The organism is Nocardioides xinjiangensis, assembly GCF_017916455.1.
GTDB classification, from domain to species: domain Bacteria; phylum Actinomycetota; class Actinomycetes; order Propionibacteriales; family Nocardioidaceae; genus Nocardioides; species Nocardioides xinjiangensis.
Window position 1 is genome coordinate 171,405 of sequence record NZ_JAFMSY010000003.1, and the last position, 26,667, is coordinate 198,071.

Genomic DNA, 26,667 nt, shown 5'->3' on the forward strand with positions numbered 1-26,667 from the left:
TCGATGACCACCTTCGTGGACGGGCCGGTGCGCGTCACCGTCCCGGCGACCTCGGCCAACCTCGGGCCCGGCTTCGACTCCCTCGGCCTGGCCCTCTCGCTGCGCGACGAGCTGCAGGCCGAGGTCGTCCCCCACGGCCTCGCCGTCGAGGTCCAGGGCGCCGGGGCCGACGGGGTGCCGCGCGACGAGTCGCACCTGGTGGTGAGGGCGATGCGTGCCGCGTTCGAGCTGATGGGGGAGCAGCCGCCCGGGCTGCGGCTGTCGTGCCGCAACATGATCCCGCACGCGCGGGGCCTCGGCTCGTCGTCCGCGGCGATCGTCGGCGGCGTGGTGCTCGCCCGGGCGCTCGTCGCCGGCGGCCAGCTCCTCGCCTCCGACGAGGCGCTCTTCGACCTCGCGGCCGACCTGGAGGGTCACCCGGACAACGTCGCCCCGGCGTTCTACGGCGGCTTCGTGATCTCCGGCCGGGAGGACGGTCGCTGGTACGCCGTCCGCGCCGGCGTCGACCCCCGCATCACGGCCGTCGTCTTCGTCCCGCCGACGGGGGTGGAGACGAGGGTCGCCCGGGGCCTGCTGCCCGCGACCGTGCCGCACGCCGACGCGGCCGCCAACTCCGGTCGCGCCGCCCTCCTCGTCGCCGCCCTCACCGGCCACCCCGAGCACCTGCTCCCGGCCACGCGCGACTGGCTGCACCAGGACCAGCGCGAGCCCGCGATGCCCGAGACCCTCTCGCTCGTACGCCGCCTGCGGGCCGACGGCGTGCCCGCCGTGGTCTCCGGTGCGGGTCCCACCGTGCTCGCCTTCGGCTCGACCGACACCTCGGTGCTGACCGCGCGCCGCCCCGACGGCTGGCAGTGCCACGACCTGGCGATCGAGCCCGCGGGCGCGGTGCTGCTAACCTGACGGCGCGCCGCTCGGCGCAGCTGCCCGTCCCGGACCCCCGCAGTCATCGGGTCCGTGTGGACGGGCGACCACCATCCGCCTCGGCGGCCGCTCCTCCGGTCCCGCAGGCGACGCGACGTGCGAAGGACCCACGTGACCGAGACCCCCGCTGCAACCGCGGAGAACGCTGTCCCCGAGACGGCCCAGGCCGCGCCCGCGAAGAAGGCGAGGGGCGGCGGCCTCAGCTCGATGCTGCTCGCCGACCTCAAGTCGATGGCGGCGGGGCTCGGCATCGCCGGCGCCGGCTCGATGAAGAAGGCGCAGCTCGTGGAGGCGATCAGGGCGCAGTCCGGCGGCGCCCGGTCCGGCCAGGCCCAGACCGAGCAGCCTTCGTCCGAACAGCCTTCGTCCGAGCAGCTGCGCATCGAGCAGCCGCCTTCCTCCGAGCAGCCGCAGGCCGAGCAGCCGCGGGCCGAGCAGCCGAGGGCCGAGCAGGCCCGCGCCGAGCAGGCGGGCGCCGCGGCGGCGTCGGAGGAGCCGGCAGCGCGGAGCACCGTGCGGACCCGCACCCGCAAGCAGCGCCAGGCCGAGCAGGACCAGCGCCAGGACCAGCGACAGGACCAGCGGCAGGATCGGCCCCAGGACCAGCAGGACCAGCGGCAGGACCCGTCCGGGGAGCCGTCCGACGGCCAGGACAGGGGGGCCAAGCGGGACCGGCAGGAGGACCCTAAGGACCAGAAGGACCAGAAGGGCCAGAAGGGCCAGCGGCAGGACGCCTCGCAGAAGGGCGAGCAGAAGCCGGCCCAGCAGCAGAAGCAGCGGGACGGTCAGCAGGACCGCCAGGACCGCCAGGACCGTCAGGACCGTCAGGACCGCCAGGACCGGCAGGACCGGCAAGACCGCCAGCAGGACCGGCAGTCCCAGCAGGTCGACGACGACGAGGACGGCGAGGGCGGCAGCCGCCGCAACCGTCGTCGGCGCGGCCGCGACCGCACCCCGGCTCGGCCGGGTGCGCGCAACGAGCCCGACACCACGATCCTCGAGGACGACGTGCTGGTGCCCGCTGCGGGCATCCTGGACGTGCTCGACAACTGCGCGTTCGTCCGGACCTCGGGCTACCTGCCCGGCGCCGAGGACGTCTACCTGTCGCTGTCGATGGTGCGCAAGTACCACCTGCGCCGCGGCGACGCGGTCGTCGGGCAGGTGCGCCAGCCGCGCGAGGGCGAGCGTCGGGAGAAGTTCAACCCCATGGTCCGCATCGACAGCGTCAACGGGACCGAGGCCGACAGCGCCAAGGAGCGTCCGGAGTTCGCCGACGCGGTCCCGGTGCACCCGCACCAGCGGCTGCGCCTGGCGACCGAGGGCACGGACCTGACCGGCCGGGTCATCGACGTCGCGGCCCCGGTCGGCAAGGGCCAGCGCGGCCTGGTCCTCGCGCCGCCGCGCACCGGCGTGACCTCGCTGCTGCAGTCGATCGCGCAGTCGGTGACGACCAACAACCCCGAGTGCCACGTGATGGTCGTCCTCGTGGACACCCGTCCCGAGGAGGTCACCGACTTCCAGCGCGCGGTGAAGGGAGAAGTCGTGGCCTCGACCTTCGACCGTCCGCCGGCGGACCACACCCTGGTCGCCGAGCTCGCCGTCGAGCGCGCCAAGCGGCTGGTCGAGCTGGGCCACGACGTCGTCGTGCTGCTCGACTCGCTCACCCGGCTCGGCCGCGCGTACAACCTCGCCGCGCCGGCCAACGGTCGCGTGCTCGCCGGGCTGGTGGACGCCTCGGCGGTCCACCCGACGAAGGAGTTCTTCGGAGCGGCCCGCACGATCGAGGACGGCGGCTCGCTGACGATCCTGGCCACGGTCGCGGTGGGCACCGGGTCGGCCACCGACGAGTTCTTCCTCGAGGAGCTCGCGGGCACGGCGAACCTCGAGCTCGTGCTGAGCACCGAGCGCGCCGCCAAGGGCATCAGGCCCGCGGTCGACGTCACGGCCTCCGGCACCCGCCACGAGGAGAAGCTCCTCGCCCCCGCGGAGGGAGCGGTCGTCGCCGACGTCCGCAGGCAGCTCGCGGCCGCCGACTCGCAGCAGGCGGTCGCGAAGGTGCTCGGCCCGCGCTGACGGCCCGGCCGGCGCCGGTCCGGTCGGGAATGCCCGGATTGGCGTCGGTGTTCGGACCGGTGGCACACTTGTGCGCCGGTTCCGGTTCACGTCACTACGCGATCCACGCGGGCGACCCGGAGCAAACTCGAGAGGACAACCATGAAGAAGGACACTCACCCCGACTACGTCGAGACCCAGGTGACCTGCACCTGTGGCGCGTCGTTCACCACCCGCAGCACCGCGACCTCCGGCACGATCCACGCCGACGTCTGCTCGCAGTGCCACCCGTTCTACACCGGCAAGCAGAAGATCCTCGACACCGGCGGCCGCGTCGCCCGCTTCGAGGCCCGCTACGCCAAGAAGGCCCCGGCCGCGAAGAAGTAGCGCAGGCATCGGCGCCGGTCGTCCGCACTCGCGGGTGGCCGGCGCCTTGTCGTCTTTCTGGTCGTCTGTCTGGTCGTCTGCACGGGTCGGGTCTGAGGAGGAGCACATGTTCGAGGCGGTCGAGGGCATGCGGGAGGAGCATGCCGAGCTCGAGCGGCGCCTCGCGCTCCCCGAGACCCATGCCGACCAGCGCCTGGCCAAGCAGCTCAACCAGCGCTACGCCGAGCTGACCGCCGTCGTCACGACGTGGCAGCACTGGCTCCAGCTGGGGGACGACGCCGAGGCGGCCCGCGAGCTCGCCGCCGACGACCCGGTGTTCGCGCAGGAGGCCGAGGACCTCGCCGCCCGGCGTGCGGTCGCCGAGGAGCGGCTGCGGAGGCTGCTGGTGCCGCGCGACCCGACCGACGGCAAGGACGCCCTGCTGGAGATCAAGTCGGGGGAGGGGGGCGAGGAGTCGGCCCTCTTCGCCGGAGACCTGCTCCGGATGTACTCCCGCTACGCCGAGGCCCGCGGCTGGGCGGTGGAGCTGCTCGACGCCACCGAGTCCGACCTCGGCGGCTTCAAGTCGGTGACGGCCGCCGTCAAGGCCCGCGGAACGGTCGAGCCCGGCCAGACGCCGTACGCCCTGCTCAAGTTCGAGGGCGGCGTGCACCGGGTGCAGCGGGTGCCCGTCACGGAGTCGCAGGGCCGTGTCCACACCTCGGCGGCCGGCGTGCTGGTGATGCCGGAGGCCGAGCAGGTCGACGTGAACGTCGACGACAACGACCTGCGCATCGACGTCTTCCGCTCCAGCGGCCCCGGCGGCCAGAGCGTGAACACGACCGACTCGGCGGTGCGGATCACCCACCTGCCGACCGGCATCGTGGTGAGCTGCCAGAACGAGAAGAGCCAGCTGCAGAACAAGGAGCAGGCGATGCGCATCCTGCGCGCCCGGCTGCTCCAGGCCGCGCAGGACGCCGCCGACGCCGAGGCGAGCGAGGCGCGCCGGTCGCAGGTGCGCACGGTGGACCGATCCGAGCGGATCCGGACCTACAACTTCCCGGAGAACCGCATCTCCGACCACCGCACCGGCTACAAGGCCTACAACCTCGACCAGGTGCTCGACGGCGACCTCCAGCCGGTGCTCGACTCGTGCGTGGAGGCCGACATGGCCGCCCGGCTGGCGGCCCTCGAGCCCGGCTCGGGAGGCTGACGTGCGTGCCGGGGAGGCGCGGCGGCACGGTGCGGCACGGCTGCGTGAGGCGGGGGTCGCCTCGCCGGAGCGCGACGCCGACCTGCTGCTCGCACACGTGGTCGACGTGCCGCTCGGCCGGCTGGCGCTCGTCGACGAGGTGTCCTCGGTCGAGGCGGAGCGCTACGACGCGCTCGTCGCGCGCCGCGCCGCCCGGGAGCCCCTCCAGCACCTGACCGGCACCGCCGCTTTCCGGCACGTCGAGCTCGCCGTCGGCCCGGGCGTGTTCGTCCCGCGGCCGGAGACCGAGCTGCTCGCCGGGTGGGCGATCGAGGCCGCCCGGACGGCCGAGCACGAGAACAGCACGTGTCGCGTCGTCGACCTGTGCACCGGCTCCGGCGCCATCGCGCGCGCGGTGGCCGACGAGGTGCCGCACGCCGACGTGCACGCCGTCGAGCTCGACGAGGCGGCGCTGGCGTGGGCGCAGCGCAACCTGTCCGGCACCGGCGTCGATCTGCGCCAGGGCGACATGGCCGCTGCCTTCGACGACCTGCTCGGCACCGTCGACGTCGTCGTGTGCAACCCGCCCTACATCCCGCTCGAGGCGTGGGAGTCGGTGGCCGCCGAGGCGCGTGACCACGACCCGCACCTCGCGCTGTTCTCGGGCCAGGACGGCCTCGACGCCATCCGCGTGCTCGAACGTCGTGCAGCGCAGCTGCTGCGGCCCGGGGGAGTGGTTGGGGCGGAGCACGCCGACGTCCAGGGCGGGTCGGCTCCCGCCGTGTTCGCCGGGTCGGGTCGCTGGGTGGACGTGGCCGACCACCGCGACCTCGCGGGTCGCCCGCGCTACCTGACCGCGCGACTGGCACGATGAGCGACGTGGACAGGCTGGAGACCTCGACCGAGGAGGGGCGCGAGGCGGCGGTGACCGCCGCCGCGGGTGCCGTGCGACGGGGGGAGCTGGTGGTCATCCCCACCGACACCGTCTACGGGATCGCGGCCGACGCCTTCTCCCACGACGCCGTGCGACGGCTGCTGGACGCCAAGGGACGCGGCCGCGACATGCCGCCGCCGGTGCTCGTCTCGGCCCCGACGACCCTCGACGCGCTCGCCGAGGGCGTGCCGACCTGGGCCCGCACGCTCGTCGAGCGGTTCTGGCCCGGTCCGCTCACGCTCGTGTGCCGCCAGCAGGCCTCGCTCATGTGGGACCTCGGGGAGACGCGCGGCACCGTCGCGGTCCGGATGCCGGACCACGAGGTGGCGCTCGCCGTCCTCGAGCGGACCGGACCCCTCGCGGTCAGCTCGGCCAACCTCACCGGTCGCCCCGCCGCGACCGACGCGGACCAGGCCGAGGAGATGCTCGGCGACGCCGTCGCAGTGATCGTCGACGGCGGCACCTCTCCGGGAGGGGAGGCCTCGACCATCGTCGACGCGACCGTTCCCGGCGGCCGGGTCCTGCGGCTCGGCGCCCTCTCCCTCGACACGCTCAACGCGGCGCTCGAGGAGCACGGCGTGGTGCTCGAGGACCAGGGCTAGGGCCCGTGCGGGAGTACCTCCTCGTCTTCCTCGTCGCCCTCTCGGTGACCTACCTCCTCACGGTCGTCGCCCGCGAGATCGCGTTGCGCACCGGAGCCGTGGCCCAGGTGCGCGACCGCGACGTCCACGCCGAGCCGATCCCCTACCTCGGCGGCCTGGCGATGCTCGGCGGCATCGGCGCGGCGTACCTGGTGGCGCGCGAGCTGCCGTTCCTGGGGCTGCGCAGCGAGGGCTTCGTCTTCGACGACGCCCGCACGGTGATCATCGCCGGCGCGCTCATCTGCGCGGTGGGCGTGATCGACGACATCTTCGAGCTCGACGCGCTGACCAAGCTGGGCGGGCAGGTGCTGGTCGCGGGCTTCCTGGTCGTGCAGGGCGTGAAGTTCTGGTGGTTCCCGAACACGGACGGCGAGCTGTTCTCCATCGACAGCTCCCAGGCCGCGCTGCTCACGCTCTTCCTCGTGATCGGCACGATGAACGCGGTGAACTTCGTCGACGGGCTCGACGGCCTCGCGGCGGGCGTCGTCGGCATCGGAGCGGCGGCGTTCTTCCTCTACTGCTACGTCCTCACCGCGCAGAACAACCTCACGCTCGCCACCACCGGCGCCCTGCTGAGCGCCGCGCTCGCCGGTGCGTGCGCCGGCTTCCTGCCCCACAACTTCCACCCGGCCCGCCTGTTCATGGGCGACTCCGGGTCCATGCTGATCGGCCTGGTGCTGTCGGCGAGCGTGCTCACCATGTCGGGGCAGTTCCCGGTGGCCGACGTGTCGAGCGGCGGCAACGGCCTCTTCGTGACCGTGCTGCCGGTGCTGCTGCCCATCTCCTTGCTGATGGTCCCGATGGTCGACCTCGTGCTCGCGGTCGTGCGCCGGACGCGCGCGGGACGCTCGCCGATGAGCGCGGACAAGCAGCACCTGCACCACCGCCTCCTCGAGATCGGCCACTCCCAGCGCCGGGCCGTGGTGATCATGTGGCTGTGGGCCTTCACCATCGCCACCGGCGCGGTGCTGGTGAGCCTCAACACGGAGCCGTGGGTGTGGTGGAGCCTGGGCACGATGCTGGCGGTGACGGTGGCGATGACCTTCGTGCTGCCGAGGGTGAACCGGCCGCGCAAGACCGGGCTCGGCGACACCGGCCTCCCGGAGAACGCGGCGGTCGAGGGCCGTGTCGACGGCGACCCGCCGGGCCCGGCGGGCGACGCACCCGCGGGGACGGCCGTCCCCTGACCGCGATTTCGAGCCGCGCAGGACTTTGTGATAGTTTTCACGAGCAGACGAACACGACCTCCGACAGACAGGCCGCCGCCATGACGACCGAGTCGACGCCAGACTTCCCGACCGGGATGTCGCCGCTCCTCGGTGCCGTGGCCGCCGGAGGCCTCGCCGTGGTCGTCCTGGCGCTCGTCGCGGCCGTCGCCGACGGCAGGGCGGGCGTCGTGGGGGCGGCAGCCGGAGGGGTGCTGACCCTCGTCGTCTTCGCGCTCGGCATCCTCGTCGTCGGCCTCGTGGCGCGCGTGATGCCGTCGGCCTCGTTGCTCGTGGCACTCATGACCTACGCCCTGCAGCTCCTCGCCCTGGCCCTCGTCGTGGCGGCCATCGAGCGTGCCGGGTGGGACGCCACGACCCTGTCGCGCGGGTGGTTCGCCGCCGGGGTCATCGCCGTCACGCTGCTGTGGCTGGTGGGCCAGCTGGTCGCCGCCACGCGCCAGCGGATCCCGTCCTACGACGGCGTCCCCACGGGCGGTGCGGCGCAGCACCCCGGGGGTGAGCGATGACTCCTCCCGCTGCTAGTGTGCGGCACGCGATGGCTCGACAGCTTCCCCCGACGGCCGGACCCGACGACACCCCCAATGGCGACCCCTGGCACGCCTTCGGCTACGTCGTGTCGGGCGTGGGCGTCTACGGTCTGGCTGGCTGGGCCCTCGACCGTTGGCTCGGAACGAGCTTCCTCGTGGCGATCGGCATCCTCATCGGTGCCGGCTTCGGGATCTACATGACGTACGCACGGTTCAACAAGTCAAGCCAGTAGGAGACTGACTCGATGTTCGGCATCACGATGGCTGCGTCCGGCGACGAGTTCGTCGCTCCCGGGCCCAACAGCTTCGACTTCGACGCTGTGCCGCTGTTCAACCTCGGTGGGCTCGCCGTCACGAAGCCGATGGTGCAGCTGCTGCTCGGTGCCCTCATCGTCTTCGTGTTCTTCTACGCCGCCGCCCGCCGTGCCACCCTCGTGCCGGGCCGCCTCCAGTTCGCCGGCGAGAGCGCCTACGGCATGGTCCGCAACTCGGTCGGGCGCGACATCATCGGCAGCCACGACTTCCTCCGGTTCGTCCCGTACCTCGTCACCCTCTTCTTCTTCATCCTCGTGAACAACGCGTTCGCGTCCATCCCGGGGATCCAGTTCCCGACCTTCTCGCGCGCGTCCATGGCCTACGCGCTGGCCGGGCTCAGCTGGGTCATCTACAACGCCGTGGGGATCAAGAAGCACGGCTTCCTCGGCTACCTCAAGCTGCAGAGCGTGCCGTCCGGCGTCAGCCCGGTGATGTACCCGCTCCTGGTGCCGCTGGAGTTCTTCTCCAACATCCTCGTGCGGCCGGTCACGCTGGCGCTGCGTCTGTTCGCCAACATGTTCGCCGGCCACCTGCTGCTGATCCTCTTCTCGACCGGCGGCCTGTTCCTCATCGAGTACGGCGGCATCGGCTACGTCGCCGGCCCGCTGGCGTGGGTGCTCGCGATCGCGATCTCGTTCCTCGAGCTCCTGGTGCAGTTCCTGCAGGCCTACGTCTTCACCCTGCTCAACGCGATGTACATCTCCGGCGCCCTCGCCGACGAGCACTGAGCGCTCGAGCACGACCGCTCGCCCCACAGTTCACCACCCAGCTCTCAAGTAGAAACAACCGAAAGGACAAAGCCGTGGAAGGCTCCCTCAACATGGTCGGTTACGGTCTCGCTGCGATCGGCCCCGGTGTCGGTATCGGCCTGATCTTCGCCGCCTACATCTCCGGTGTCGCCCGTCAGCCCGAGGCCCAGGGCCGCCTCCAGTCGATCGCCATCCTGGGCTTCGCCCTGGCCGAGGCGCTCGCCATCATCGGCATCGCGCTCGCGTTCGTCCTCTGACACGACCCGCCTGCACGACTGACGAAGGACTGCCATGCAGAATCTGATCTTCCTCGCGGAAGGAACCGAGCCCACCGAGGGCGGCCACGCCCCGGAGAACCCGCTCGGCTTCGTGCCGGTCGAGGCCGCCCTGTCGCTCGTCGTCTTCGGCCTGCTGTTCTTCCTCATCTGGAAGTTCGTCGCTCCTCGCTTCGAGCAGACCTTCGCCGAGCGCACGCAGGCGATCGAGGGCGGCATCGCCGCGGCCGAGTCGAAGCAGGCCGAGGCCGACGCCAAGCTCGCCGAGCTGGAGAAGCAGCTCGCCGACGCCCGGCACGAGGCCGCGCGCATCCGTGAGGAGGCACGCGAGCAGGGTGCGGCGATCATCGCCGAGATGCGGGAGCAGGCCCAGGCCGAGTCCCAGCGCATCGTCGAGCACGGCAAGACCCAGATCGAGGCCGAGCGCCAGCAGGCGGTCACCTCGCTCCGCGCCGAGGTCGGCGCGCTCGCGACCGGCCTCGCCGGGCGCATCGTCGGCGAGAGCCTCGAGGACGAGGCTCGCCAGAGCCGGGTCGTCGACCGCTTCCTCTCCGAGCTGGAGGCGCAGAACGGCACGTCCGCGGGGAGCGTCAACTGATGTTGCGAGGAGCGTCTGCCGACGCGTACGCCGCCACCGCCGGTGCCCTCCCGGGCTCCGGTGACGTCGGCGCCGTCGGGCCGGAGCTGTTCGGTGTGGCGGACCTCCTCCGCGCCGAGCCCACCCTGCGGCGCGTCGTCACCGACGCGTCCGTCCCGAGCGAGGCGAAGGCCGGGCTGCTCCGCGAGGTGCTGTCCGGCAAGGTCTCCGAGCTCACCCTGGCCGTGGTCACCGTCGCGGTGGCCCAGCGCTGGACCGCCGGCCGCGACCTCCCCGACGCCCTCGAGCGGCTCGGGGTCGTCTCGGTCGCCCGTTCCGCGGGTGGCGACGCCGGTCGTCTCGAGGACGAGCTGTTCGCCTTCGCGCAGGTCGTCCAGGCCAACCCGCAGCTGCGCGACGCCCTGTCCGACCCGGCCCGCAGCCGGGACGACAAGGCGCGGCTGCTGGCCGACCTGCTGGGCGACAAGGTCCTCCCGGCCACCGTCGTGCTCGTGCAGCAGTCGCTGTCGGGCAGCTACCGGACGGTCGGGGTCGCCCTGGCCGACTACCAGAAGGTGGCAGCCGACGTCCGCGGCGAGGGCGTGGCCACCGTCCACGTCGCCCGGCCGCTCTCCGACGGCGACCGCCAGCGTCTCGCCGACGGCCTCGCGCGCACCTACGGGCGCGAGATCCACCTCAACGTCGTCGTCGACCCCGCGGTCCTCGGCGGCATCCGCGTCGAGATCGGGGACGACGTCATCGACGGCACGGTGTCCAGCCGCCTCGACGAGGCACGACGCCGGCTCGCCGGCTGAGCCGCGGCACCCAGCCCCCCGCACCACCAGAACTTTCGAGCAGACCAGACCAGGAACAGGTGAGATGAGATGACGGAGCTTTCCATCCGTCCGGACGAGATCCGGGACGCGCTCCAGCGCTTCGTGTCCGACTACAAGCCCGACGCGGCGACCACGGAAGAGGTCGGCACCGTTGCCGAGGCGGCCGACGGCATCGCCCGCGTGAGCGGCCTGCCCTCGGTCATGGCCAACGAGCTGCTCGAGTTCGAGGACGGCACGCTGGGCATCGCCCTGAACCTCGACACCCGCGAGATCGGCGTCGTGGTCCTCGGTGACTTCGACAAGATCGAGGAGGGCCAGTCGGTCCGCCGCACCGGTGAGATCCTCTCGGTCCCCGTGGGCGAGGGCTACCTCGGCCGCGTCGTCGACCCGCTCGGGCAGCCGATCGACGGCCTCGGCGACATCGAGACCACGGGCCGTCGCGCCCTCGAGCTCCAGGCGCCGACCGTCGTGCAGCGCAAGTCGGTGCACGAGCCGCTCGCCACCGGCATCAAGGCCATCGACGCGATGACCCCGATCGGCCGCGGCCAGCGCCAGCTCATCATCGGTGACCGCGCGACCGGCAAGACGACGATCGCGATCGACACGATCATCAACCAGAAGCAGAACTGGGAGTCCGGCGACCCGAGCAAGCAGGTCCGCTGCATCTACGTCGCCATCGGCCAGAAGGGCTCGACCATCGCCTCCGTGCGCGGCGCACTCGAGGAGGCCGGTGCTCTGGAGTACACCACCATCGTGGCGTCCCCCGCCTCGGACTCGGCCGGCTTCAAGTACCTCGCCCCCTACACCGGCTCGGCCATCGGCCAGCACTGGATGTACGACGGCAAGCACGTCCTGATCGTCTTCGACGACCTGACCAAGCAGGCCGAGGCCTACCGCGCGGTGTCGCTGCTGCTGCGCCGCCCGCCGGGTCGCGAGGCCTACCCGGGCGACGTGTTCTACCTGCACAGCCGCCTGCTCGAGCGCTGCGCCAAGCTCTCCGACGAGCTGGGTGCGGGCTCGATGACCGGCCTGCCGATGATCGAGACCAAGGCCAACGACGTCTCGGCGTTCATCCCGACCAACGTCATCTCGATCACCGACGGCCAGATCTTCCTGCAGTCCGACCTGTTCGCGGCCAACCAGCGTCCCGCCATCGACGTGGGTGTCTCGGTCTCGCGCGTGGGTGGCTCGGCGATGACCAAGGCGATGAAGGCCGTCACCGGCTCGCTCAAGGTCGACCTGGCGCAGTTCCGCGCGATGGAGGCGTTCGCCATGTTCGCCTCCGACCTCGACGCGGCCTCGCGCCAGCAGCTCGACCGCGGCCAGCGCCTGATGGCGCTGCTCAAGCAGCCGCAGTACTCGCCGTACCCGGTCGAGGAGATGACCGCCTCCTTGTGGCTCGGCACGACCGGTCGCCTCGACAAGGTGCCCACCGACGACGTGCTGCGGTTCGAGGGCGAGTTCCTCGACTACCTCCGGCGCTCGCACGAGGGCATCCTCGCCGGCATCCGCGAGACGCTGAAGTTCGACGACGCGGCCGAGGCCGAGCTGAGCTCCGCCTACGACTCCTTCCTCGACCAGTTCGAGACTTCCGACGGCCGGAGCATCAAGGCCGGCAAGGAGGAGCACGTCGCCCTCGAGGACGAGGACGTCGAGCAGGAGCAGATCGTCAAGCAGAAGCGGGGCTGACGAGATGGCCCTCTCCGTACGCGAGTACCGCGCGCGGATCAAGTCGACGGAGTCGATGAAGAAGATCACGCGTGCGATGGAGCTCATCGCTGCCTCGCGGATCATCAAGGCGCAGCAGCGGGCCCAGGCCGCCGCGCCCTACGCCCGGGAGCTCACCCGCGCGGTGTCGGCCGTGGCGACGTTCTCGAACGTCGACCACGCGCTGACCACCGAGCCGGAGGACCCCAAGCGGGCCGCGGTGCTCGTGGTCACCTCCGACCGCGGTCTGGCCGGCGCCTACTCCTCGAGCGTCATCAAGGAGGCCGAGCGCCTCGTCGAGAAGCTCCGCGGCGAGGGCAAGGACGTCGACCTCTACACCAGCGGTCGCAAGGGCGAGGCCTACTTCAAGTTCCGCCAGCGCGAGGTCGTGCAGGCGTGGACGGGCTTCTCCGACCAGCCCACCTACGACGTGGCGGCCGAGATCGGGGCCACGCTGATCGCGGCCTTCCTCGCCGACACCGACGGTGACGAGTCGGGCTCCGACGCCCGGCCCGTCGACGAGGTGCACGTCGTCTACACCCGGTTCCGCTCGATGCTGAGCCAGGAGCCGACCGCCGTGCGCCTCCTCCCGCTGGAGGTCGTCGAGGGCACCGAGGCGCCTGCCGAGGGCGACCTGCTGCCGCTCTACGAGTTCGAGCCGTCGCCGTCCGACGTGCTGGACTCCCTGCTCCCGCGCTACGTCCAGAGCCGGATCTTCTTCGCCCTGCTGCAGGCGGCCGCCTCCGAGCTGGCCGCCCGTCAGAAGGCGATGAAGTCGGCGACCGACAACGCCGACGAGCTCATCAAGAAGTACACCCGAATCGCCAACCAGGCCCGCCAGGCCGGCATCACCCAGGAAATCAGCGAGATCGTCGGTGGCGTCAACGCCCTCGCCGACGCGAACGCCGGTCAAGACTGAAGCGGAGAAGAGAGACATGACTGCAACCGTCGAAGAGACCACGACCAGCGGCGCTGCCGGCTCGGTCGGTCGCATCACGCGCGTCATCGGCCCGGTCGTGGACATCGAGTTCCCGACCGACGCCATGCCGGCCATCTACAACGCCCTCGAGGTGGACCTGACGCTGAGTGGCGAGACCTCGACGATCATCCTCGAGGTGGCCCAGCACATCGGCGACGGCATGGTGCGTGCCATCTCCATGCGCCCGACCGACGGCCTGGTCCGCGGCGCCCAGGTGCGCGACACCGGTGAGTCCATCACGGTGCCCGTCGGCGACGCGACGCTCGGCAAGGTGTTCAACACCACCGGCGACGTGCTCAACCTCGCCGAGGGCGAGACGTTCGAGGTCAACGAGCGCTGGGGCATCCACCGCAAGGCGCCGGCCTTCGACCAGCTCGAGGCCAAGACCCAGATGTTCGAGACCGGCATCAAGGTCATCGACCTGCTGACCCCCTACGTGCAGGGCGGCAAGATCGGCCTGTTCGGCGGTGCCGGCGTCGGCAAGACCGTGCTGATCCAGGAGATGATCGCCCGCGTCGCCAAGGACCACGGCGGCGTGTCGGTGTTCGCCGGTGTCGGCGAGCGCACCCGTGAGGGCAACGACCTCATCGTCGAGATGGAGGAGGCCGGGGTGCTGGGGCAGACCGCCCTCGTCTTCGGCCAGATGGACGAGCCGCCGGGCACCCGCCTGCGGGTCGCCCTGTCGGCGCTGACCATGGCGGAGTACTTCCGTGACGTGCAGCAGCAGGACGTGCTGCTCTTCATCGACAACATCTTCCGCTTCACCCAGGCCGGCTCCGAGGTGTCCACCCTGCTCGGTCGCATGCCGTCCGCGGTGGGCTACCAGCCCAACCTCGCCGACGAGATGGGCCAGCTCCAGGAGCGCATCACCTCGACGCGCGGTCACTCGATCACCTCGATGCAGGCGATCTACGTCCCGGCCGACGACTACACCGACCCGGCGCCGGCCACGACGTTCGCGCACCTCGACGCCACCACCGAGCTCTCGCGGGAGATCGCCTCGCTCGGCATCTACCCGGCGGTGGACCCGCTGACGTCGACCTCGCGGATCCTCGACCCGCAGTACATCGGCGACGAGCACTACCGCTGCGCGATCCGGATCAAGCAGATCCTGCAGCGCAACAAGGAGCTGCAGGACATCATCGCGATCCTCGGTGTCGACGAGCTGTCCGAGGAGGACAAGATCATCGTCAGCCGCGCCCGCCGCATCCAGCGCTTCCTGTCGCAGAACACCTACGTCGCCAAGCAGTTCACCGGCATCGAGGGTTCGACCGTCCCGGTGGCCGACACCATCGAGGCGTTCAACAAGATCGCCGACGGCGAGTACGACCACGTGGCCGAGCAGGCCTTCTTCATGTGCGGCGGTCTGGACGACGTCGAGCAGAAGTGGGCCGAGATCCAGAAGAGCCTCTGATGGCCTCGGACGCCTCGACCGACAAGGCCCTCCAGGTCGAGCTGGTCGCCGCCGACCGACTCGTCTGGTCGGGCCAGGCCACCATGGTCATCGCCCGCACGACCGAAGGCGACCTCGGCATCCTCCCCAACCACGCTCCGCTGCTGTCCTCGATCATCGAGGGCGTGGTGGACGTGCAGACGGTGGACGGCGAGACCTGGGTCGCCGCTGTCGACGCCGGCTTCCTGTCGGTGGCCGACAACCGCGTCTCGATCCTCTCCGAGCGCGCCGAGATGTCGCACGAGATCAACCTGGAGAAGGCTCGGCAGGACCTCGAGCGGGCGCAGGCGTCCGGCGAGAACGACGACGCGGCCCAGGAGGCCGTGCGTCGTGCCGAGGCACGGATCCGCGCCGTCGAGCGGGCCTCCTGACAGGAGCCGTCCGACCGACCGCTAGGGTGAGCGCACGAACCGCATGGTTCGTGCGCTCACTGCGTTGCGAGGGGTGTGGATGCCGGTCTGGGAATGGGCGCTCGACATCGTCGGGCTCATCCTGCTCCTCGCCCTGCTCTACGGCATCTCCCTGATCGTCCGGCGCCGCCTCCTCGCCCGCCACGGCGGCACCTTCGAGCTCAGCTACCGGGCCCGGTCCGACCGCCCGGGCCGAGGGTGGCTGCTCGGCATCGGTCGCTACTCCGGCCAGTCGCTGGAGTGGTTCCGCATCTTCTCGCTGTCGCCGCGACCCAAGCGGGTCTGGGCCCGCGACCTGCTGGAGTACTCCGGCCGCCGCTCGCCGGCAGGGCCGGAGGAGATGTCGCTGTACGACGGCCACGTGGTGGCGTCGTGCCGCTACGGCGGCGAGCCGCTCGAGATCGCCATGAGCGAGGCGTCGTTGACCGGGTTCCAGTCCTGGCTGGAGTCCGGCCCCCCGGGCACCGACTGGAACCGGCGCTAGCCGGCCACGTCGGTCGGGGGAGCGACGGGTCCGGTCGAGCCGCCGAGGCGGAGCTCGACGGGAAGCACCACGTCGGCCGTCTCGGCGCCGGCGATCCGGTCGAGGACCGCCTGTGCGGTCGCGCGTCCCTTCTCGGCCAGCGGTTGCGCCACGGTCGTCAGGTCGACGTCGAGCCACGGCGTGGGCACCCCGTCGAACCCGGCGACGCTCAGGTCGTCCGGCACGCGGAGGCCGCGGCGGCGGGCCTCCACCACGGCGCCGGCGGCCTGCACGTCGCTCTGGCACACCAGGGCGGTGACGCCCGGCCTGCCGCCGGGAGCCGCGTCGAGCCACGCGGCGACCGTCGCCTGGGCGGCACCGATGTCGCTGGCGCACGCACCGACGACCTCGGCGTCGGGGAACACCTCACGCAGCCCGGCCTCGCGCTCGCGCTGGGGGTGTGACGCCTCGAGCATGAGGATCGCCACCCGGCGGTGACCCAGGTCGTGCAGGTGGCGGGCGAGGGCCGCGACACCGCCGCGGTGGTCGATGTCGATGAACGTGGTGCCGGGCCACGACGGACCCTCGACGACGACCATCGGCACCTCGCGCGCCGCGAGCTCGTCGTAGGAGCCCCAGGTCTCGCGACCGCAGATGTCGTAGATCGCGGCGTCGAGGGGGAGACCGACGTGGTCGGCGTCGTCCGGCATGAGCAGCAGCCCGAGGCCGGCGGCGTCGAGGACCTGGGAGATGGCGTCGAGCATGGGCAGCGCGGCCGGGTCGCTGAACGCGGTGCTGAGCCGGCCGACCGCGATGCCGACGACGCCGCTGCGGCCGCGGCGCAGGTTGCGTGCCAGGGGGTTCGGGCCCGTGTAGCCCAGCGAGGCGGCCGCGGCGAGCACGCGCGAGCGGGTCGCCTCGGAGACCGGCTTGTTGCCGGAGAACGTGAGCGACGCCGTGGACAGCGAGACCTCTGCGGCCGCGGCGACGTCGGCCAGCGTGGGCGTGCGTGCCGGCGTCCCGGCCGGGGTTCCAGCCGGGCTTCCGGCCGGGGTTCCGGCCGGGGTTCCGGTCGGGGTTCCGGGGGAGGTGCGAACTGGACGGGGCACGACGGCCACGCTAGCATCGAATCGATTCGATCGAAACGTTTCGCCGACCGTCCGCCGAGCTGGTTCGTGCCTGCGAGGAGCTGCCCGTGCCCACCTTGACCGCTGCCCGCAACGCCGTCGGGCTGACGTTCTTCCTCAACGGGCTGGTGTTCTCGAGCTGGGTGTCGCGGATCCCCGAGGTGCGCTCGAGCTTCGACCTCACCAACGGCCAGCTCGGCCTCCTGCTGCTGGCCATCGCGGTGGGGTCGGTCCTGGCGCTGCCCACCACGGGTGCCGCGATCAACGCGTGGGGGACCGTCCGCGTGGTCCGCGTCGGGGCGGCTGCGGCCACCGCCGGGATGCTGGCCGCCGCCCTCGGCCTGGGCCACCTGCTGGCACTCACGGTCGTGGGCCTCTTCGTCTACGGCCTGGGCATCGGCGTGTGGGACGTGGCGATGAACGTCGAGGGCGCCGAGGTCGAGCGCGGCCTGCGCCGCACGATCATGCCCCGCTTCCACGCCGGCTTCAGCGGCGGGACGGTCGTAGGCGCGCTGCTGGGAGCGCTGCTCATCCGGATCGACGTCCCCGCGCTCGCGCACCTGGCGGCCGTCGTGGTGCTGTCGGTGGTCCTCGTGTGGCGGTCGTCGCCGTCCTTCCTGCCCGTCGTGGAGCGGCGCGAGCAGCAGGCCACCTCGGCGGCTCGGGCCTGGCTCGAGCCGCGCACCCTGCTGATCGGCGTGATGGTACTGGCGCTGGCGATGACCGAGGGCACCGCCAACGACTGGCTCGCGGTCGCCCTCGTCGACGGGCACGACGTCTCGCACGCGGTCGGCGTCGCCGGCTTCGCGGTGTTCGTGCTGGCCATGACGGCCGGCCGGTTCGCCGGCACCGGACTGATCGACCGCTTCGGTCGTGTGCTCGTGCTGTGGGGGACCATGGTGATCGCCGGAGCCGGGGTCCTGCTGATCGTCTTCGCCACCCACCCGGCCCTCGTCGTGGCGGGCATCGTCCTGTGGGGGGTGGGCGCCTCGCTCGGCTTCCCCGTCGGCATGAGCGCTGCGGCCGACAACCCCGTGCGAGCCGCCTCGCGCGTCAGCGTCGTCTCCACGATCGGGTACGCCGCCTTCCTCGCCGGTCCGCCCCTCCTCGGGTTCGTCGGCGACCAGGTCGGCACGCTCAAGGCGCTGCTCGTGGTCGCCGTGCTGCTGATGCCGGCGGCACTGGTGGTGCCCTCGGCGCGCGAGCGGCACGGTGGGCGGGCGGTGCGCGAGCCGGTCGTGGACCGCGTCGGGGAGCCCGGCGCGTAGGGCTGCCGACCTCGCGACGCCGCCGTCAGTCGTCGAAGAGGCGGCGGACGTCGTCGGCGGTGATGCCCGTGGACGAGGCGCCGTCGCCGTCGATGACCTTGGCGAAGAGCTCGGCCTTGCGGGCCTTCAGCGCCATCACCTTCTCCTCGATGGTGTCGGCGGCGACCAGGCGGTAGACGTGGACGTGCCGCGCCTGACCGATCCGGTGGGCCCGGTCCACGGCCTGCGCCTCCGCGGCGGGGTTCCACCAGGGGTCGAGCAGGAAGACGTAGTCGGCCTCGGTGAGCGTGAGGCCCGTGCCGCCGGCCTTCAGGCTGATGAGGAACACCGGGGCCTCGCCGCCGCGGAACGCCTCGATGACGGCGTCGCGGTCCCTGGTCGTGCCGTCGAGGTAGACCGTGGCGACGCCCTCGTCGCCCAGGCGGTCGCGCACGCGGCGCAGGTAGGTCGTGAAGGTGCTGAACACGAGTGCCCGGTGACCCTCCGCGGTGATCTCGACCAGGTGCTCGGCGAGCAGGTCGACCTTGGCCGAGCCGACGTGCTCGTGGTCCGGGTCGACGAGCGCCGGGTCGAGGGCGAGCTGCCGCAGCCGGGTCAGGGCGGTGAAGATCGCGACCCGGTTGCGGTCGAAGTCCTCGACCAGCCCGAGGATCCGCTGGCGTTCCTTGGCGAGGTGGGCGTCGTAGATCCGGCGGTGCCGCGGCTCGAGCTCGACCTCGAGGACCTGCTCCTGCTTCGGCGGCAGCTCCGCCGCGACGAGGTCCTTGGTGCGCCGGAGGACGAAGGGCCGGATCCGCGTGCGGAAGCGCCTGAGCGCCGCCTCGTCGCCGTCCCTCTCGACCGGACCCACCACGACGTCGCGGAAGCGGCGCGAGGTGGGGTAGAGGCCGGGGGCGGTGATGGAGAGCAGCGACCACAGCTCCATCAGCCGGTTCTCGAAGGGCGTGCCCGTCACGGCCAGCCGGAAGTCGGCGTCGACGGCCCGGGCGGCGGCATGGGTCTTGCCCTGGTGGTTCTTGACCTGCTGCGCCTCGTCGAGCACCAGCCCGCTCCAGTGACGGGCGGTGAACTGCTGTCGCTCCAGCCGCAGCAGGGTGTAGGTGGTCACCACGACGTCGCTGGAGTCGGCGACCGCCGCGACGTCGTCGGTGCGCCGGCCCACGACGCCCACGCGGAGGCCGGGGGCGTGCATCACCGCCTGCTGCCGCCACGCCGTCACGACGCTGGTCGGGGCGACGACCAGGAAGGGCGAGTCGGCACCGGTGGCGACCGCGTGCTGCACCAGGGCGAGCACCTGCAGCGTCTTGCCGAGCCCCATGTCGTCGGCGAGGATCCCGCCGAGCCCGTGCTCGCGCAGGAACGCCAGCCACCAGAACCCCTCGAGCTGGTAGGGGCGCAGCGTCGTCGCCAGGCCGACGGGCTCGGGTCGCGGGAGCTCCTGGACGTCGCGCAGCGCGGTGGCCCGCTCGGCCCACGCGGCTGCCTGCTCGTCCACCACGCCGAGGTCGGCGAGCTCGGCCCACACGCCGAGGTCGGCGGCCCCCACGCGCACCCGGTCGGGATCGGACTCGCGCAGCTGGGCGGCGAGGGCGACCACCTCGTGCAGCCGGGCGAACTCCGGCCGGTCGAGCGCGACGTAGGTGCCGCTGGGCAGCACCAGGTAGCGCTCGTCCCGGGTCACGGCCGCGAGCACGTCGGAGAGCGGGACCTGCTCGCCGTCGACGGTGACGTGCACCTCGAGGTCGAGCCAGTCGGTGTGCCCGGGAGGTGCCGCGGCCACGGTGAAGGCGATCTCGGGGTCGGCGGTCGACTCCCGGAAGACGGGCGGCTCCCGCTCCTCCACCTCGAGGTCGGGCAGGGTCCGCAGGTGGGGCAGGTCGTGCAGGGCGAGGGCGAGCGCGTCACCGCCCGCGATCTCGGTCGTCGTCGTCAGCCCGTCGGGGACGCCCGCCAGCACCGCGCGCTCGGCGTCGGGGTCGCGGACACCGCCGAGCGGGTCCTCGCTCGCCAGGGCGGTGCGCCGCTCGCCGTAGCGCCACGCCCAGTGCAGCGTGGCGTGCACCGCCGCCTGCCAGGTGACGGTGAGGACCAGTCGCGGACGCGGGGGAGCGGGCGGCTCGAGCGAGCCGTCGGACGACGCGACCCGGGCCACGCGCGCCAGCGGGCCCACGGCCTCCAGGAACGCCGCCCGGTCCGTCGGCTCCGCGACCACGGGATCGCCGAGCACGAGCTCCATCACCGCGTCGGGGCACGGCTCGGAGAGGTCGGCCAGGACCAGGTCGTCACCGTCGAGCAGCCCGACCGACGTCGCGGGTCGCCCCACGGGCACGACCGCGCCCCCGCGCCAGCGCGCGTCGCCCACCTGCACCGACGTCACGAGCGTCGGCCGGCCCTCGGGCTGGGTCAGGTCCGCGACGACCTGGGCCGGAGCGTCGCTCAGCCGCACCGAGGACACCCCGGCGCCGGCGACCAGGGTCACCCCGGCCGCGACGGCAGCGCGCAGCCCCGGGACGAGGTGGTCGCCGTAGTCGTCGAGTCGCGGAGCCGCGCCCGCGGCGAAGTACGCGTGCCGCGACACCAGCGCCCGGTGCAGGGCCTGCAGCGCCTCGACCTGCGCGGGCACGAACCGCGACAGCGCGACCGGCCCGGCGAGGTCGCTCCACTCGGCGCCGCTGCGTGCCCAGCCGCGGCGGGCGCCCGGACGGACCGGACGCATCGTCAGGTCGCCGCCGGAGCTGCGCGACCAGCGCACCGCCGCCCTGCGGGAGACCTCGAGCCCGAGCCGCTGGCCGGAGAGCGTCGACCTGGCCCGTGCCTCGAGCTCGTCGCCGAGGCGCGCGAGGTGCCGGCGCCACGGAGGGTCCGCCGGGCGCGGCGCGGGCGCGGGCTCGCGCAGGCGCAGTGCCACGGCGGCGCCGTGCTTGCACATCCGCCCGACCGGGCACGAGCAGGCGCTGAACACCCAGTTCGCGGCGGCGTGGACCTCGGCGTGGAACTGCACCCGGTAGGGGTCGGGGGCGCTGCCCCGCACCGCCGCCGTCGCGGTCAGGCTGCTGTCGGTCTCGTGGACCACCGCCAGCTCCTCGACGGCGTCCTGGTAGGCCCGGGCACGCGACAGCGTGCCGTCGTCGAAGAAGCCGGCCAGGTAGGCGTCGGTGAGGGAGCGGCGGATGTCCATGAGGCACCCATCGTGTCACCGGCCACCCACGCCGGTCGGGCGCTCTCCACAGCAGGCGGCGGGCGCTGTGCCGGGAACGCCCCGGGTCGTGCCGTCAGCGTTCCCCGCCGGGCACCCACAGCACGTCGCCACGCTCGCGGTTGGCGTGCCGGGCGAGGATGAAGAGCAGGTCGGAGAGGCGGTTGAGGTAGGTGATGGCCAGGAGGTTCATGGTGTCCTCGTGCTCGGCCCACGCCGCCCAGCCGGCGCGCTCGGCGCGGCGTACGACCGTGCGCGCCACGTGGAGGTGCGCCGCTCCGAGCGTGCCGCCGTTGAGGATGAAGGAGCGCAGCGCCGGCAGCTCGGCGTTGTAGTGGTCGCACCATCCCTCCAGGCGGTCCACGTAGCCCTGCTCGACGCGCAGCGGCGGGTACTTTGGCTGCTCCGGGTCGTCGGGAGCCACCACCGGCGTGGAGAAGTCGGCGCCGACGTCGAAGAGGTCGTTCTGCACGCGCGTGAGGACGGCGACCACGTCCTCGTCGAGGCTTCCGTCGACGGCGCTGTGCGCGAGCGCGACGCCGATGTGGGCGTTGCCCTCGTCGACGCACGCGTACGCCTCGAGCCGCAGGTCGGTCTTGGAGGTCTCGCTCATGTCGCCGAGCCGGGTCCGCCCGCCGTCGCCGGTGCGGGTGTAGATGCGCGTGAGGTTGACCATGCGGCGGAGCCTAGCCCCAGGGACTCCCCGCACGGGTTCGGGTATGGAGGCAACCGGCCGGGGTACAACTGCGTCTGTAGGAGTGACAGCAGTCACCGCCACGGCGTCGGGGGACGCCGGTGAGGAGCACCGGATGGACATCGTCGTCGACGGTCACACTCTCGTCCTGCACGGCGACTTTGACGTGCGCAGCACGGGGAAGGTCCGCAGCGCCATCTACGAGCGCCTCGAGGTGGGCGAGGGCGACGTCGTCATCGACATGAGCGACGTGACCGCCATCGACGCCACCGCGCTGCGGCTGCTCGCCGTGGCGACCCGCGCCGCCTGGCTCTCCGGCCACCACCTCACGGTGCGCAACCCCGGCCCGGCGGTGCGCCGGATGGCGCACCTGACCAGGCTCGCGCACGCGATCGAGGTCGAGCGGGTGGCCGCCACCGCCTGAGCGCCGTGAGGCATCCGTCACACCTGTAGCCCGGTGACTCGCCGGCAACCGCCGCCCTACTGTGTCGCCATGACGGATTCGCCGGCAGCAGCCGCGGCCAGGCCGCCGGGTCGCGAGAAGGACCGCCCCTGGGTGATGCGGACCTACGCCGGTCACTCCACCGCCGAGGCGTCCAACGCCCTGTACCGCACGAACCTCGCCAAGGGACAGACGGGGCTCAGCGTCGCGTTCGACCTGCCGACGCAGACCGGCTACGACCCCGACAGCCCGCTGAGCCGCGGCGAGGTCGGCAAAGTCGGCGTGCCCGTCCCGCACCTGGGCGAGATGCGCAAGCTCTTCCGCGACATCCCGCTCACCGAGATGAACACGTCGATGACGATCAACGCGACGGCCATGTGGCTGCTCGCGATGTACCAGGTGGTGGCCGAGGAGCAGAACCCCGGGCTCGCGCCCGACGAGGTGGCCCACCTGCTCGCGGGCACCACCCAGAACGACATCATCAAGGAGTACCTGTCCCGGGGGACGTACGTGTTCGGACCGCAGCAGTCGCTGCGGCTCATCAGCGACATGATCGCCTACACCGTCCACGAGATCCCGAAGTGGAACCCGATCAACATCTGCAGCTACCACCTGCAGGAGGCCGGTGCGACGCCCGTGCAGGAGCTGGCGTACGCCCTGTGCACCGCGATCGCCGTGCTCGACCAGGTGCGCAGCTCCGGGCAGGTCTCCGACGAGGACTTCGAGAAGGTCGTCGGCCGCATCTCGTTCTTCGTCAACGCCGGCGTCCGGTTCGTCGAGGAGACCTGCAAGATGCGGGCGTTCGTCCGGCTGTGGGACGAGATCACCCGTGAGCGCTACGGCGTGACCGACCCGAAGATGCGGCGCTTCCGCTACGGCGTGCAGGTCAACTCGCTCGGCCTGACCGAGGCCCAGCCGGAGAACAACGTGCAGCGCATCGTGCTGGAGATGCTCGGCGTGACCCTGTCCAAGGACGCCCGCGCCCGGGCCGTGCAGCTGCCCGCCTGGAACGAGGCGCTCGGCCTGCCGCGGCCGTGGGACCAGCAGTGGTCCCTGCGGTTCCAGCAGGTGCTCGCCTTCGAGTCGGACCTCCTGGAGTACGACGACATCTTCGCGGGCAGCCACGTCATCGAGGCCAAGGTGGCCGAGCTGGTGGAGGGCGCCCGGGCGGAGATCGACCGGGTGCAGGCGATGGGAGGCGCGATCGCCGCCGTCGAGTCGGGCTACATGAAGCAGAACCTGGTCTCCGCGCACGCCGCCCGCCGGGCGCGGATCGAGTCGGGCGAGGAGGTCGTCGTCGGCGTCAACAGGTTCCAGACCACGGAGCCCTCGCCGCTGACCGCCGACCTCGACGCGGCGATCCAGACCGCGGACCCCGAGGCGGAGCGGGCGGCGCTCGCCAGCCTCGAGGCGTGGAAGGCCGAGCGCGACGAGGCGGAGGTGGCCACCGCGCTGGCCGCGCTCGCCGAGGCGGCGAAGACCGGGACCAACCTCATGCAGCCGACGCTGGCCGCCGCGCGCGCCGGCGCCACGACGGGGGAGTGGGCCGGAACGCTGCGCGAGGTGTTCGGCGAGTTCCGCGCACCGACCGGTGTGTCCGGAGCGGTCGGCGTCGCCGAGGCCGGCGCCGAGCTGGCGGCCGTCCGCGAGCGGGTCCGGGCGACGGGCGAGGAGCTGGGCGGCCGGCTGCGCGTGCTGGTCGGCAAGCCCGGTCTCGACGGCCACTCCAACGGTGCCGAGCAGGTGGCCGTGCGCGCCCGCGACGCCGGCTTCGAGGTGATCTACCAGGGCATCCGGCTCACCCCGGACCAGATCGTCGCTGCAGCCGTCGCGGAGGACGTGCACCTGGTCGGCCTGTCGATCCTGTCCGGCTCGCACATGGAGCTCGTGCCCGACGTGCTCGACGGCCTGGCGGCGGCCGGCCTGGACGACGTGCCGGTCATCGTCGGCGGGATCATCCCCGGCTCGGACGCCAAGGCGCTGGTCGAGCGCGGCGTGGCGGCCGTCTACACCCCGAAGGACTTCGGCCTGACCGAGATCATGGACGGCTTCGTCGACGTGATCCGCAAGGCCAACGACCTGGACTGACCGGGCTGGCAGACTGCCGACATGCCTGCTGCCTCGACCGGTCCCGCGCGGCGCGTCATCGTGGTCGGTGCCGGGGTGGTGGGACTGACCTGCGCGGTGCGGCTGCTCGAGGCGGGCCACCGCGTCGACGTGGTGGCGCGCGACCTGCCGCTCGAGACCACGTCCGCGGTCGCGGCGGCGCTCTGGTACCCCTACCGCGCGCTGCCGCAGGACCGGGTGACCGCCTGGGCCAGGACGTCGTACGACGCTTTCGCGAGGCTGGCCGGCGACGAGCGCACCGGCGTGCGGATGCTCACCGGCACGGAGGTGCTCACCGAGCCCCGTCCCGACCCGTGGTGGCGCGGAGCCGTGCCCGCCCTCGACCGGGAGACCGCGCTGCCACCGGGCTACGCCGACGGATGGACGTTCGTGAGCCCCGTGGTCGACATGCCGGTCCACCTGCGCTGGCTGGTCGCGCGGGTGGAGGAGCTCGGCGGCACGCTGACCCGGATGAACCTGTCGTCGCTGCCCGCCGACGGCAGCCTCGTCGTCAACGCGACCGGGCTCGGCGCCCGGCACTTCGGCGCCGACCGGACGGTGCAGCCCGTGCGCGGCCAGGTGGTCGTCGTGGAGCAGGTGGGGCTGGACCGCTGGACCCTGGACGCCGCCGGGCTGACGTACGTCGTGCCCCGAGCCCGGGAGATCGTGCTCGGCGGCACCGACCTCGAGGGTGAGTGGAGCCGTACGCCGGACCCCGCCGTGGCCGAGCAGGTGCTGCACCGCGCCACGGCGCTGGTCCCGGCGCTCGAGGGTGCCCGCGTGCTCCGGCACAAGGTCGGGCTGCGCCCGGCCCGGCCGGAGGTCCGGCTCGAGCGAGTCGGCGAGGTGGTGCACTGCTACGGCCACGGCGGAGCGGGCGTGACGCTGTCGTGGGGCTGCGCGGACGACGTCGTGGCGCTGGCGCGTGGCTGACCTGCAGTGCGCCGCCCGGGTGTTCGTGGCCCGGCACGGTGAGGCCCGCTACGAGAGCGAGCTGGTCAGCGACTCCGGCGGCTGGCTGAGCCCGCTGGGACGTCAGCAGGCGCGTGCCCTGGCCGACCGGCTCGCCGGGGAGCGCGTCGCCGCCGTGTGGTCGAGCCCGATGGCCCGGGCGGTCCAGACCGCCGAGGTCGCTGCCGCCGTGCTCGGCGTCGACGTCGTCGTTCGCGAGGGGCTGCGCGAGTTCGGGGTCGGCGACCACGCCGGGGGCACCGGCGACCCCGACCCGTTCCGCGACACGTTCGGGGCCTGGCTCGCGGGGGACCTCGACGCACGCGTCCCGGGCGCGGAGAGCGGCGCGGAGGTGGTCGCTCGGGTCGCTGCCGTGTGCAGGAGGTCGCCGACGCCCATCGCGGCGAGGCCGTCCTGGTGGTCAGCCACGGCGGGGCCGTCTGCGCCGCCGTCCCGGCGCTGGCACGCAACCTCGATCCCGCTCACGCCCTCGACGTGCCGCTCGGCCACTGCGACGTCGTGGCCCTGGAGGGCGACGCCGACGGCTGGGTGTGCCGCTCGTGGGCCGGGATCGCCAGCCGGGATGCGAGGTAAGCCTTGCCTCACTCTGGGCTAGGGTGCAGGCGTGGGTTCCAAGAAGGGCGCGAGCAAGGCGAAGGTCGCCAAGCTGCCCAAGAAGAAGTGCTGCGTCTCCTCGACGAAGTGCAAGCGCTGCCCGCTGCGCATGCTCAAGGAGGGGACGCTGCCCCCGGGCTACACGGTGAAGAAGCGCCGGCTGGTCAAGGTGGACCTCAAGGTGGCCGGCAAGCGCGGCGACCGGGCCGCCTGAGCCCGCCTTGGCCCGCCTGGGCCCGCCCGGGCTTAGGCGTCAGGTGAGGGCGAGCACCAGGACGGTGACGAGCACCATGACCACCAGGGCGACGCCCATCCGGCGGGCCATGCCCCGCACCCACAGCGACGTCAGCGTCTGCGGGCGCCCGCGGCGGTCGAGCGGTGCGACCCCGACCACCGCGTCGCGCTCGAGCGGTCCGTGGACGTGCGGGTAGGTGTCGTCCCCGACGGGCTCGAGCACGACCCTGGCCGCGGTCAGCCGGGCGGGGTCGATCGTCAGCAGGACCAGGTCCTCGCCCAGCGAGGCGTGGTAGCGGTCGAACACTGCTCGTACCTGGTCGCGGCGGCACGCGTGGATGAAGCCGACCTCGTCCAGGGTCCGGCCCACCGTCGAGGTGGTGTACCTGCCCGTCGCCAGTCCGC

Annotated in this window: 27 protein-coding genes and 1 pseudogene; 24 read left to right on the forward strand and 4 right to left on the reverse strand. The window is 72.5% G+C overall.

Annotation, left to right across the window (positions count from 1 at the left end):
* Nucleotides 1-3 precede the first annotated feature (3 nt).
* From thrB to J3P38_RS14405, 18 genes are all read left to right on the forward strand, one after another.
* A complete protein-coding gene (gene thrB / locus J3P38_RS14320; RefSeq protein WP_210440432.1) occupies nt 4-903 on the forward strand; it encodes a homoserine kinase in 900 nt (299 codons plus the stop codon).
* Between the two features lie 132 nt (nt 904-1,035).
* Nucleotides 1,036-2,997, forward strand: a complete 1,962-nt coding sequence (gene rho, locus J3P38_RS14325; protein ID WP_210440433.1) for a transcription termination factor Rho — start codon at nt 1,036-1,038, stop codon at nt 2,995-2,997.
* 141 nt (nt 2,998-3,138) lie between these two features.
* Nucleotides 3,139-3,363, forward strand: coding sequence for a 50S ribosomal protein L31 (gene rpmE / locus J3P38_RS14330; protein WP_210440434.1), 225 nt, complete (start codon nt 3,139-3,141; stop codon nt 3,361-3,363).
* Between the two features lie 106 nt (nt 3,364-3,469).
* A complete protein-coding gene (gene prfA, locus J3P38_RS14335) occupies nt 3,470-4,555 on the forward strand; it encodes a peptide chain release factor 1 (RefSeq protein WP_210504148.1) in 1,086 nt (361 codons plus the stop codon).
* A 1-nt stretch (nt 4,556) separates the two neighbouring features.
* Nucleotides 4,557-5,408, forward strand: a complete 852-nt coding sequence (prmC, locus tag J3P38_RS14340; protein ID WP_210440436.1) for a peptide chain release factor N(5)-glutamine methyltransferase — start codon at nt 4,557-4,559, stop codon at nt 5,406-5,408.
* Nucleotides 5,405-6,070 carry an L-threonylcarbamoyladenylate synthase gene (locus tag J3P38_RS14345; RefSeq protein ID WP_210440437.1) on the forward strand — a complete coding sequence of 222 codons (666 nt, stop codon included), beginning with the start codon at nt 5,405-5,407 and terminating at the stop codon, nt 6,068-6,070. The genes prmC and J3P38_RS14345 overlap by 4 nt, the downstream gene beginning before the upstream one ends.
* Before the next feature lie 5 nt (nt 6,071-6,075).
* Complete coding sequence (locus tag J3P38_RS14350; protein ID WP_210440438.1) at nt 6,076-7,296, forward strand: MraY family glycosyltransferase; 1,221 nt, start codon at nt 6,076-6,078, stop codon at nt 7,294-7,296.
* A gap of 80 nt (nt 7,297-7,376) precedes the next feature.
* Nucleotides 7,377-7,844 (forward strand): hypothetical protein, encoded by a 468-nt coding sequence (locus tag J3P38_RS14355; RefSeq protein WP_210440439.1) that lies wholly within the window; start codon nt 7,377-7,379, stop codon nt 7,842-7,844.
* 29 nt (nt 7,845-7,873) lie between these two features.
* Complete coding sequence (locus J3P38_RS14360; protein ID WP_210440841.1) at nt 7,874-8,098, forward strand: AtpZ/AtpI family protein; 225 nt, start codon at nt 7,874-7,876, stop codon at nt 8,096-8,098.
* 12 nt (nt 8,099-8,110) lie between these two features.
* Nucleotides 8,111-8,908, forward strand: a complete 798-nt coding sequence (atpB, locus tag J3P38_RS14365; protein ID WP_210440440.1) for a F0F1 ATP synthase subunit A — start codon at nt 8,111-8,113, stop codon at nt 8,906-8,908.
* Between the two features lie 74 nt (nt 8,909-8,982).
* Nucleotides 8,983-9,186, forward strand: a complete 204-nt coding sequence (atpE, locus tag J3P38_RS14370) for an ATP synthase F0 subunit C (RefSeq protein ID WP_307807925.1) — start codon at nt 8,983-8,985, stop codon at nt 9,184-9,186.
* A gap of 34 nt (nt 9,187-9,220) precedes the next feature.
* Complete coding sequence (locus tag J3P38_RS14375; protein ID WP_210440441.1) at nt 9,221-9,802, forward strand: F0F1 ATP synthase subunit B; 582 nt, start codon at nt 9,221-9,223, stop codon at nt 9,800-9,802.
* The gene (locus J3P38_RS14380) at nt 9,802-10,596 is read left to right on the forward strand and encodes a F0F1 ATP synthase subunit delta (protein WP_210440442.1); all 795 of its coding nucleotides are present in this window, start codon (nt 9,802-9,804) and stop codon (nt 10,594-10,596) included. Before J3P38_RS14375 ends, J3P38_RS14380 begins: the two co-directional genes overlap by 1 nt.
* A gap of 69 nt (nt 10,597-10,665) precedes the next feature.
* Nucleotides 10,666-12,306, forward strand: coding sequence for a F0F1 ATP synthase subunit alpha (gene atpA, locus J3P38_RS14385; RefSeq protein ID WP_210440443.1), 1,641 nt, complete (start codon nt 10,666-10,668; stop codon nt 12,304-12,306).
* Nucleotides 12,307-12,310: 4 nt separating this feature from the next.
* Nucleotides 12,311-13,243 carry a F0F1 ATP synthase subunit gamma gene (locus tag J3P38_RS14390; RefSeq protein ID WP_210440444.1) on the forward strand — a complete coding sequence of 311 codons (933 nt, stop codon included), beginning with the start codon at nt 12,311-12,313 and terminating at the stop codon, nt 13,241-13,243.
* Between the two features lie 16 nt (nt 13,244-13,259).
* Nucleotides 13,260-14,717, forward strand: coding sequence for a F0F1 ATP synthase subunit beta (gene atpD / locus J3P38_RS14395; protein ID WP_210504149.1), 1,458 nt, complete (start codon nt 13,260-13,262; stop codon nt 14,715-14,717).
* Entirely contained in the window at nt 14,717-15,127 is a 411-nt protein-coding gene (locus J3P38_RS14400; protein ID WP_210440446.1) for a F0F1 ATP synthase subunit epsilon, read from the forward strand. The genes atpD and J3P38_RS14400 overlap by 1 nt, the downstream gene beginning before the upstream one ends.
* 79 nt (nt 15,128-15,206) lie before the next feature.
* Entirely contained in the window at nt 15,207-15,650 is a 444-nt protein-coding gene (locus J3P38_RS14405) for a DUF2550 domain-containing protein (protein WP_210440447.1), read from the forward strand.
* Here J3P38_RS14405 and J3P38_RS14410 read toward each other — a convergent pair.
* The gene (locus tag J3P38_RS14410) at nt 15,647-16,738 is read right to left on the reverse strand and encodes a LacI family DNA-binding transcriptional regulator (protein ID WP_210504150.1); all 1,092 of its coding nucleotides are present in this window, start codon (nt 16,736-16,738) and stop codon (nt 15,647-15,649) included. The genes J3P38_RS14405 and J3P38_RS14410 overlap by 4 nt on opposite strands.
* An 86-nt stretch (nt 16,739-16,824) precedes the next feature.
* On the opposite strand from J3P38_RS14410, the gene J3P38_RS14415 reads away from it, so the two are divergent.
* On the forward strand, nt 16,825-18,024 hold the full coding sequence (locus tag J3P38_RS14415) for an MFS transporter (protein WP_210440449.1): 1,200 nt from the start codon (nt 16,825-16,827) through the stop codon (nt 18,022-18,024).
* A gap of 25 nt (nt 18,025-18,049) precedes the next feature.
* Here the strand turns inward: J3P38_RS14415 and J3P38_RS14420 are convergent, their stop codons facing one another.
* Nucleotides 18,050-21,202 carry a DEAD/DEAH box helicase gene (locus tag J3P38_RS14420; protein WP_210504151.1) on the reverse strand — a complete coding sequence of 1,051 codons (3,153 nt, stop codon included), beginning with the start codon at nt 21,200-21,202 and terminating at the stop codon, nt 18,050-18,052.
* A 94-nt stretch (nt 21,203-21,296) separates the two neighbouring features.
* On the reverse strand, nt 21,297-21,896 hold the full coding sequence (locus J3P38_RS14425; protein WP_210440451.1) for a cob(I)yrinic acid a,c-diamide adenosyltransferase: 600 nt from the start codon (nt 21,894-21,896) through the stop codon (nt 21,297-21,299).
* Between the two features lie 133 nt (nt 21,897-22,029).
* On the opposite strand from J3P38_RS14425, the gene J3P38_RS14430 reads away from it, so the two are divergent.
* The 5 genes and pseudogenes from J3P38_RS14430 to J3P38_RS14450 all read left to right on the forward strand — a co-directional run bounded on the left by J3P38_RS14430 (nt 22,030) and on the right by J3P38_RS14450 (nt 26,242).
* A complete protein-coding gene (locus tag J3P38_RS14430) occupies nt 22,030-22,338 on the forward strand; it encodes an STAS domain-containing protein (protein WP_210440452.1) in 309 nt (102 codons plus the stop codon).
* 69 nt (nt 22,339-22,407) lie between these two features.
* Nucleotides 22,408-24,444 (forward strand): protein meaA, encoded by a 2,037-nt coding sequence (locus tag J3P38_RS14435; protein WP_210504152.1) that lies wholly within the window; start codon nt 22,408-22,410, stop codon nt 24,442-24,444.
* 21 nt (nt 24,445-24,465) lie between these two features.
* Entirely contained in the window at nt 24,466-25,395 is a 930-nt protein-coding gene (locus tag J3P38_RS14440) for an FAD-dependent oxidoreductase (protein ID WP_210504153.1), read from the forward strand.
* Between the two features lie 25 nt (nt 25,396-25,420).
* Nucleotides 25,421-26,007: pseudogene (locus J3P38_RS14445) on the forward strand (histidine phosphatase family protein).
* 31 nt (nt 26,008-26,038) lie between these two features.
* Nucleotides 26,039-26,242: a hypothetical protein gene (locus tag J3P38_RS14450; RefSeq protein ID WP_210504155.1), complete on the forward strand. Its 204-nt coding sequence runs from the start codon at nt 26,039-26,041 to the stop codon at nt 26,240-26,242.
* A gap of 39 nt (nt 26,243-26,281) precedes the next feature.
* On the opposite strand, the gene J3P38_RS14455 is transcribed toward J3P38_RS14450, so the two are convergent.
* The gene (locus J3P38_RS14455) at nt 26,282-26,632 is read right to left on the reverse strand and encodes a DUF952 domain-containing protein (RefSeq protein ID WP_210504156.1); all 351 of its coding nucleotides are present in this window, start codon (nt 26,630-26,632) and stop codon (nt 26,282-26,284) included.
* Between the last annotated feature and the right edge of the window lie 35 nt (nt 26,633-26,667).

Bases quoted from the DNA above. Each gene is read 5' to 3' on its own strand.
- thrB (WP_210440432.1), top strand. From the start codon at position 4: ATGACCACCTTCGTGGACGGGCCGGTGCGCGTCACCGTCCCGGCGACC.
- rpmE (WP_210440434.1), top strand. From the start codon at position 3,139: ATGAAGAAGGACACTCACCCCGACTACGTCGAGACCCAGGTGACCTGC.
- prfA (WP_210504148.1), top strand. From the start codon at position 3,470: ATGTTCGAGGCGGTCGAGGGCATGCGGGAGGAGCATGCCGAGCTCGAG.
- J3P38_RS14345 (WP_210440437.1), top strand. From the start codon at position 5,405: ATGAGCGACGTGGACAGGCTGGAGACCTCGACCGAGGAGGGGCGCGAG.
- J3P38_RS14355 (WP_210440439.1), top strand. From the start codon at position 7,377: ATGACGACCGAGTCGACGCCAGACTTCCCGACCGGGATGTCGCCGCTC.
- J3P38_RS14360 (WP_210440841.1), top strand. From the start codon at position 7,874: ATGGCTCGACAGCTTCCCCCGACGGCCGGACCCGACGACACCCCCAAT.
- atpB (WP_210440440.1), top strand. From the start codon at position 8,111: ATGTTCGGCATCACGATGGCTGCGTCCGGCGACGAGTTCGTCGCTCCC.
- J3P38_RS14375 (WP_210440441.1), top strand. From the start codon at position 9,221: ATGCAGAATCTGATCTTCCTCGCGGAAGGAACCGAGCCCACCGAGGGC.
- J3P38_RS14380 (WP_210440442.1), top strand. From the start codon at position 9,802: ATGTTGCGAGGAGCGTCTGCCGACGCGTACGCCGCCACCGCCGGTGCC.
- atpA (WP_210440443.1), top strand. From the start codon at position 10,666: ATGACGGAGCTTTCCATCCGTCCGGACGAGATCCGGGACGCGCTCCAG.
- J3P38_RS14390 (WP_210440444.1), top strand. From the start codon at position 12,311: ATGGCCCTCTCCGTACGCGAGTACCGCGCGCGGATCAAGTCGACGGAG.
- atpD (WP_210504149.1), top strand. From the start codon at position 13,260: ATGACTGCAACCGTCGAAGAGACCACGACCAGCGGCGCTGCCGGCTCG.
- J3P38_RS14400 (WP_210440446.1), top strand. From the start codon at position 14,717: ATGGCCTCGGACGCCTCGACCGACAAGGCCCTCCAGGTCGAGCTGGTC.
- J3P38_RS14405 (WP_210440447.1), top strand. From the start codon at position 15,207: ATGCCGGTCTGGGAATGGGCGCTCGACATCGTCGGGCTCATCCTGCTC.
- J3P38_RS14420 (WP_210504151.1), bottom strand. From the start codon at position 21,202: ATGGACATCCGCCGCTCCCTCACCGACGCCTACCTGGCCGGCTTCTTC.
- J3P38_RS14425 (WP_210440451.1), bottom strand. From the start codon at position 21,896: ATGGTCAACCTCACGCGCATCTACACCCGCACCGGCGACGGCGGGCGG.
- J3P38_RS14430 (WP_210440452.1), top strand. From the start codon at position 22,030: ATGGACATCGTCGTCGACGGTCACACTCTCGTCCTGCACGGCGACTTT.
- J3P38_RS14435 (WP_210504152.1), top strand. From the start codon at position 22,408: ATGACGGATTCGCCGGCAGCAGCCGCGGCCAGGCCGCCGGGTCGCGAG.
- J3P38_RS14440 (WP_210504153.1), top strand. From the start codon at position 24,466: ATGCCTGCTGCCTCGACCGGTCCCGCGCGGCGCGTCATCGTGGTCGGT.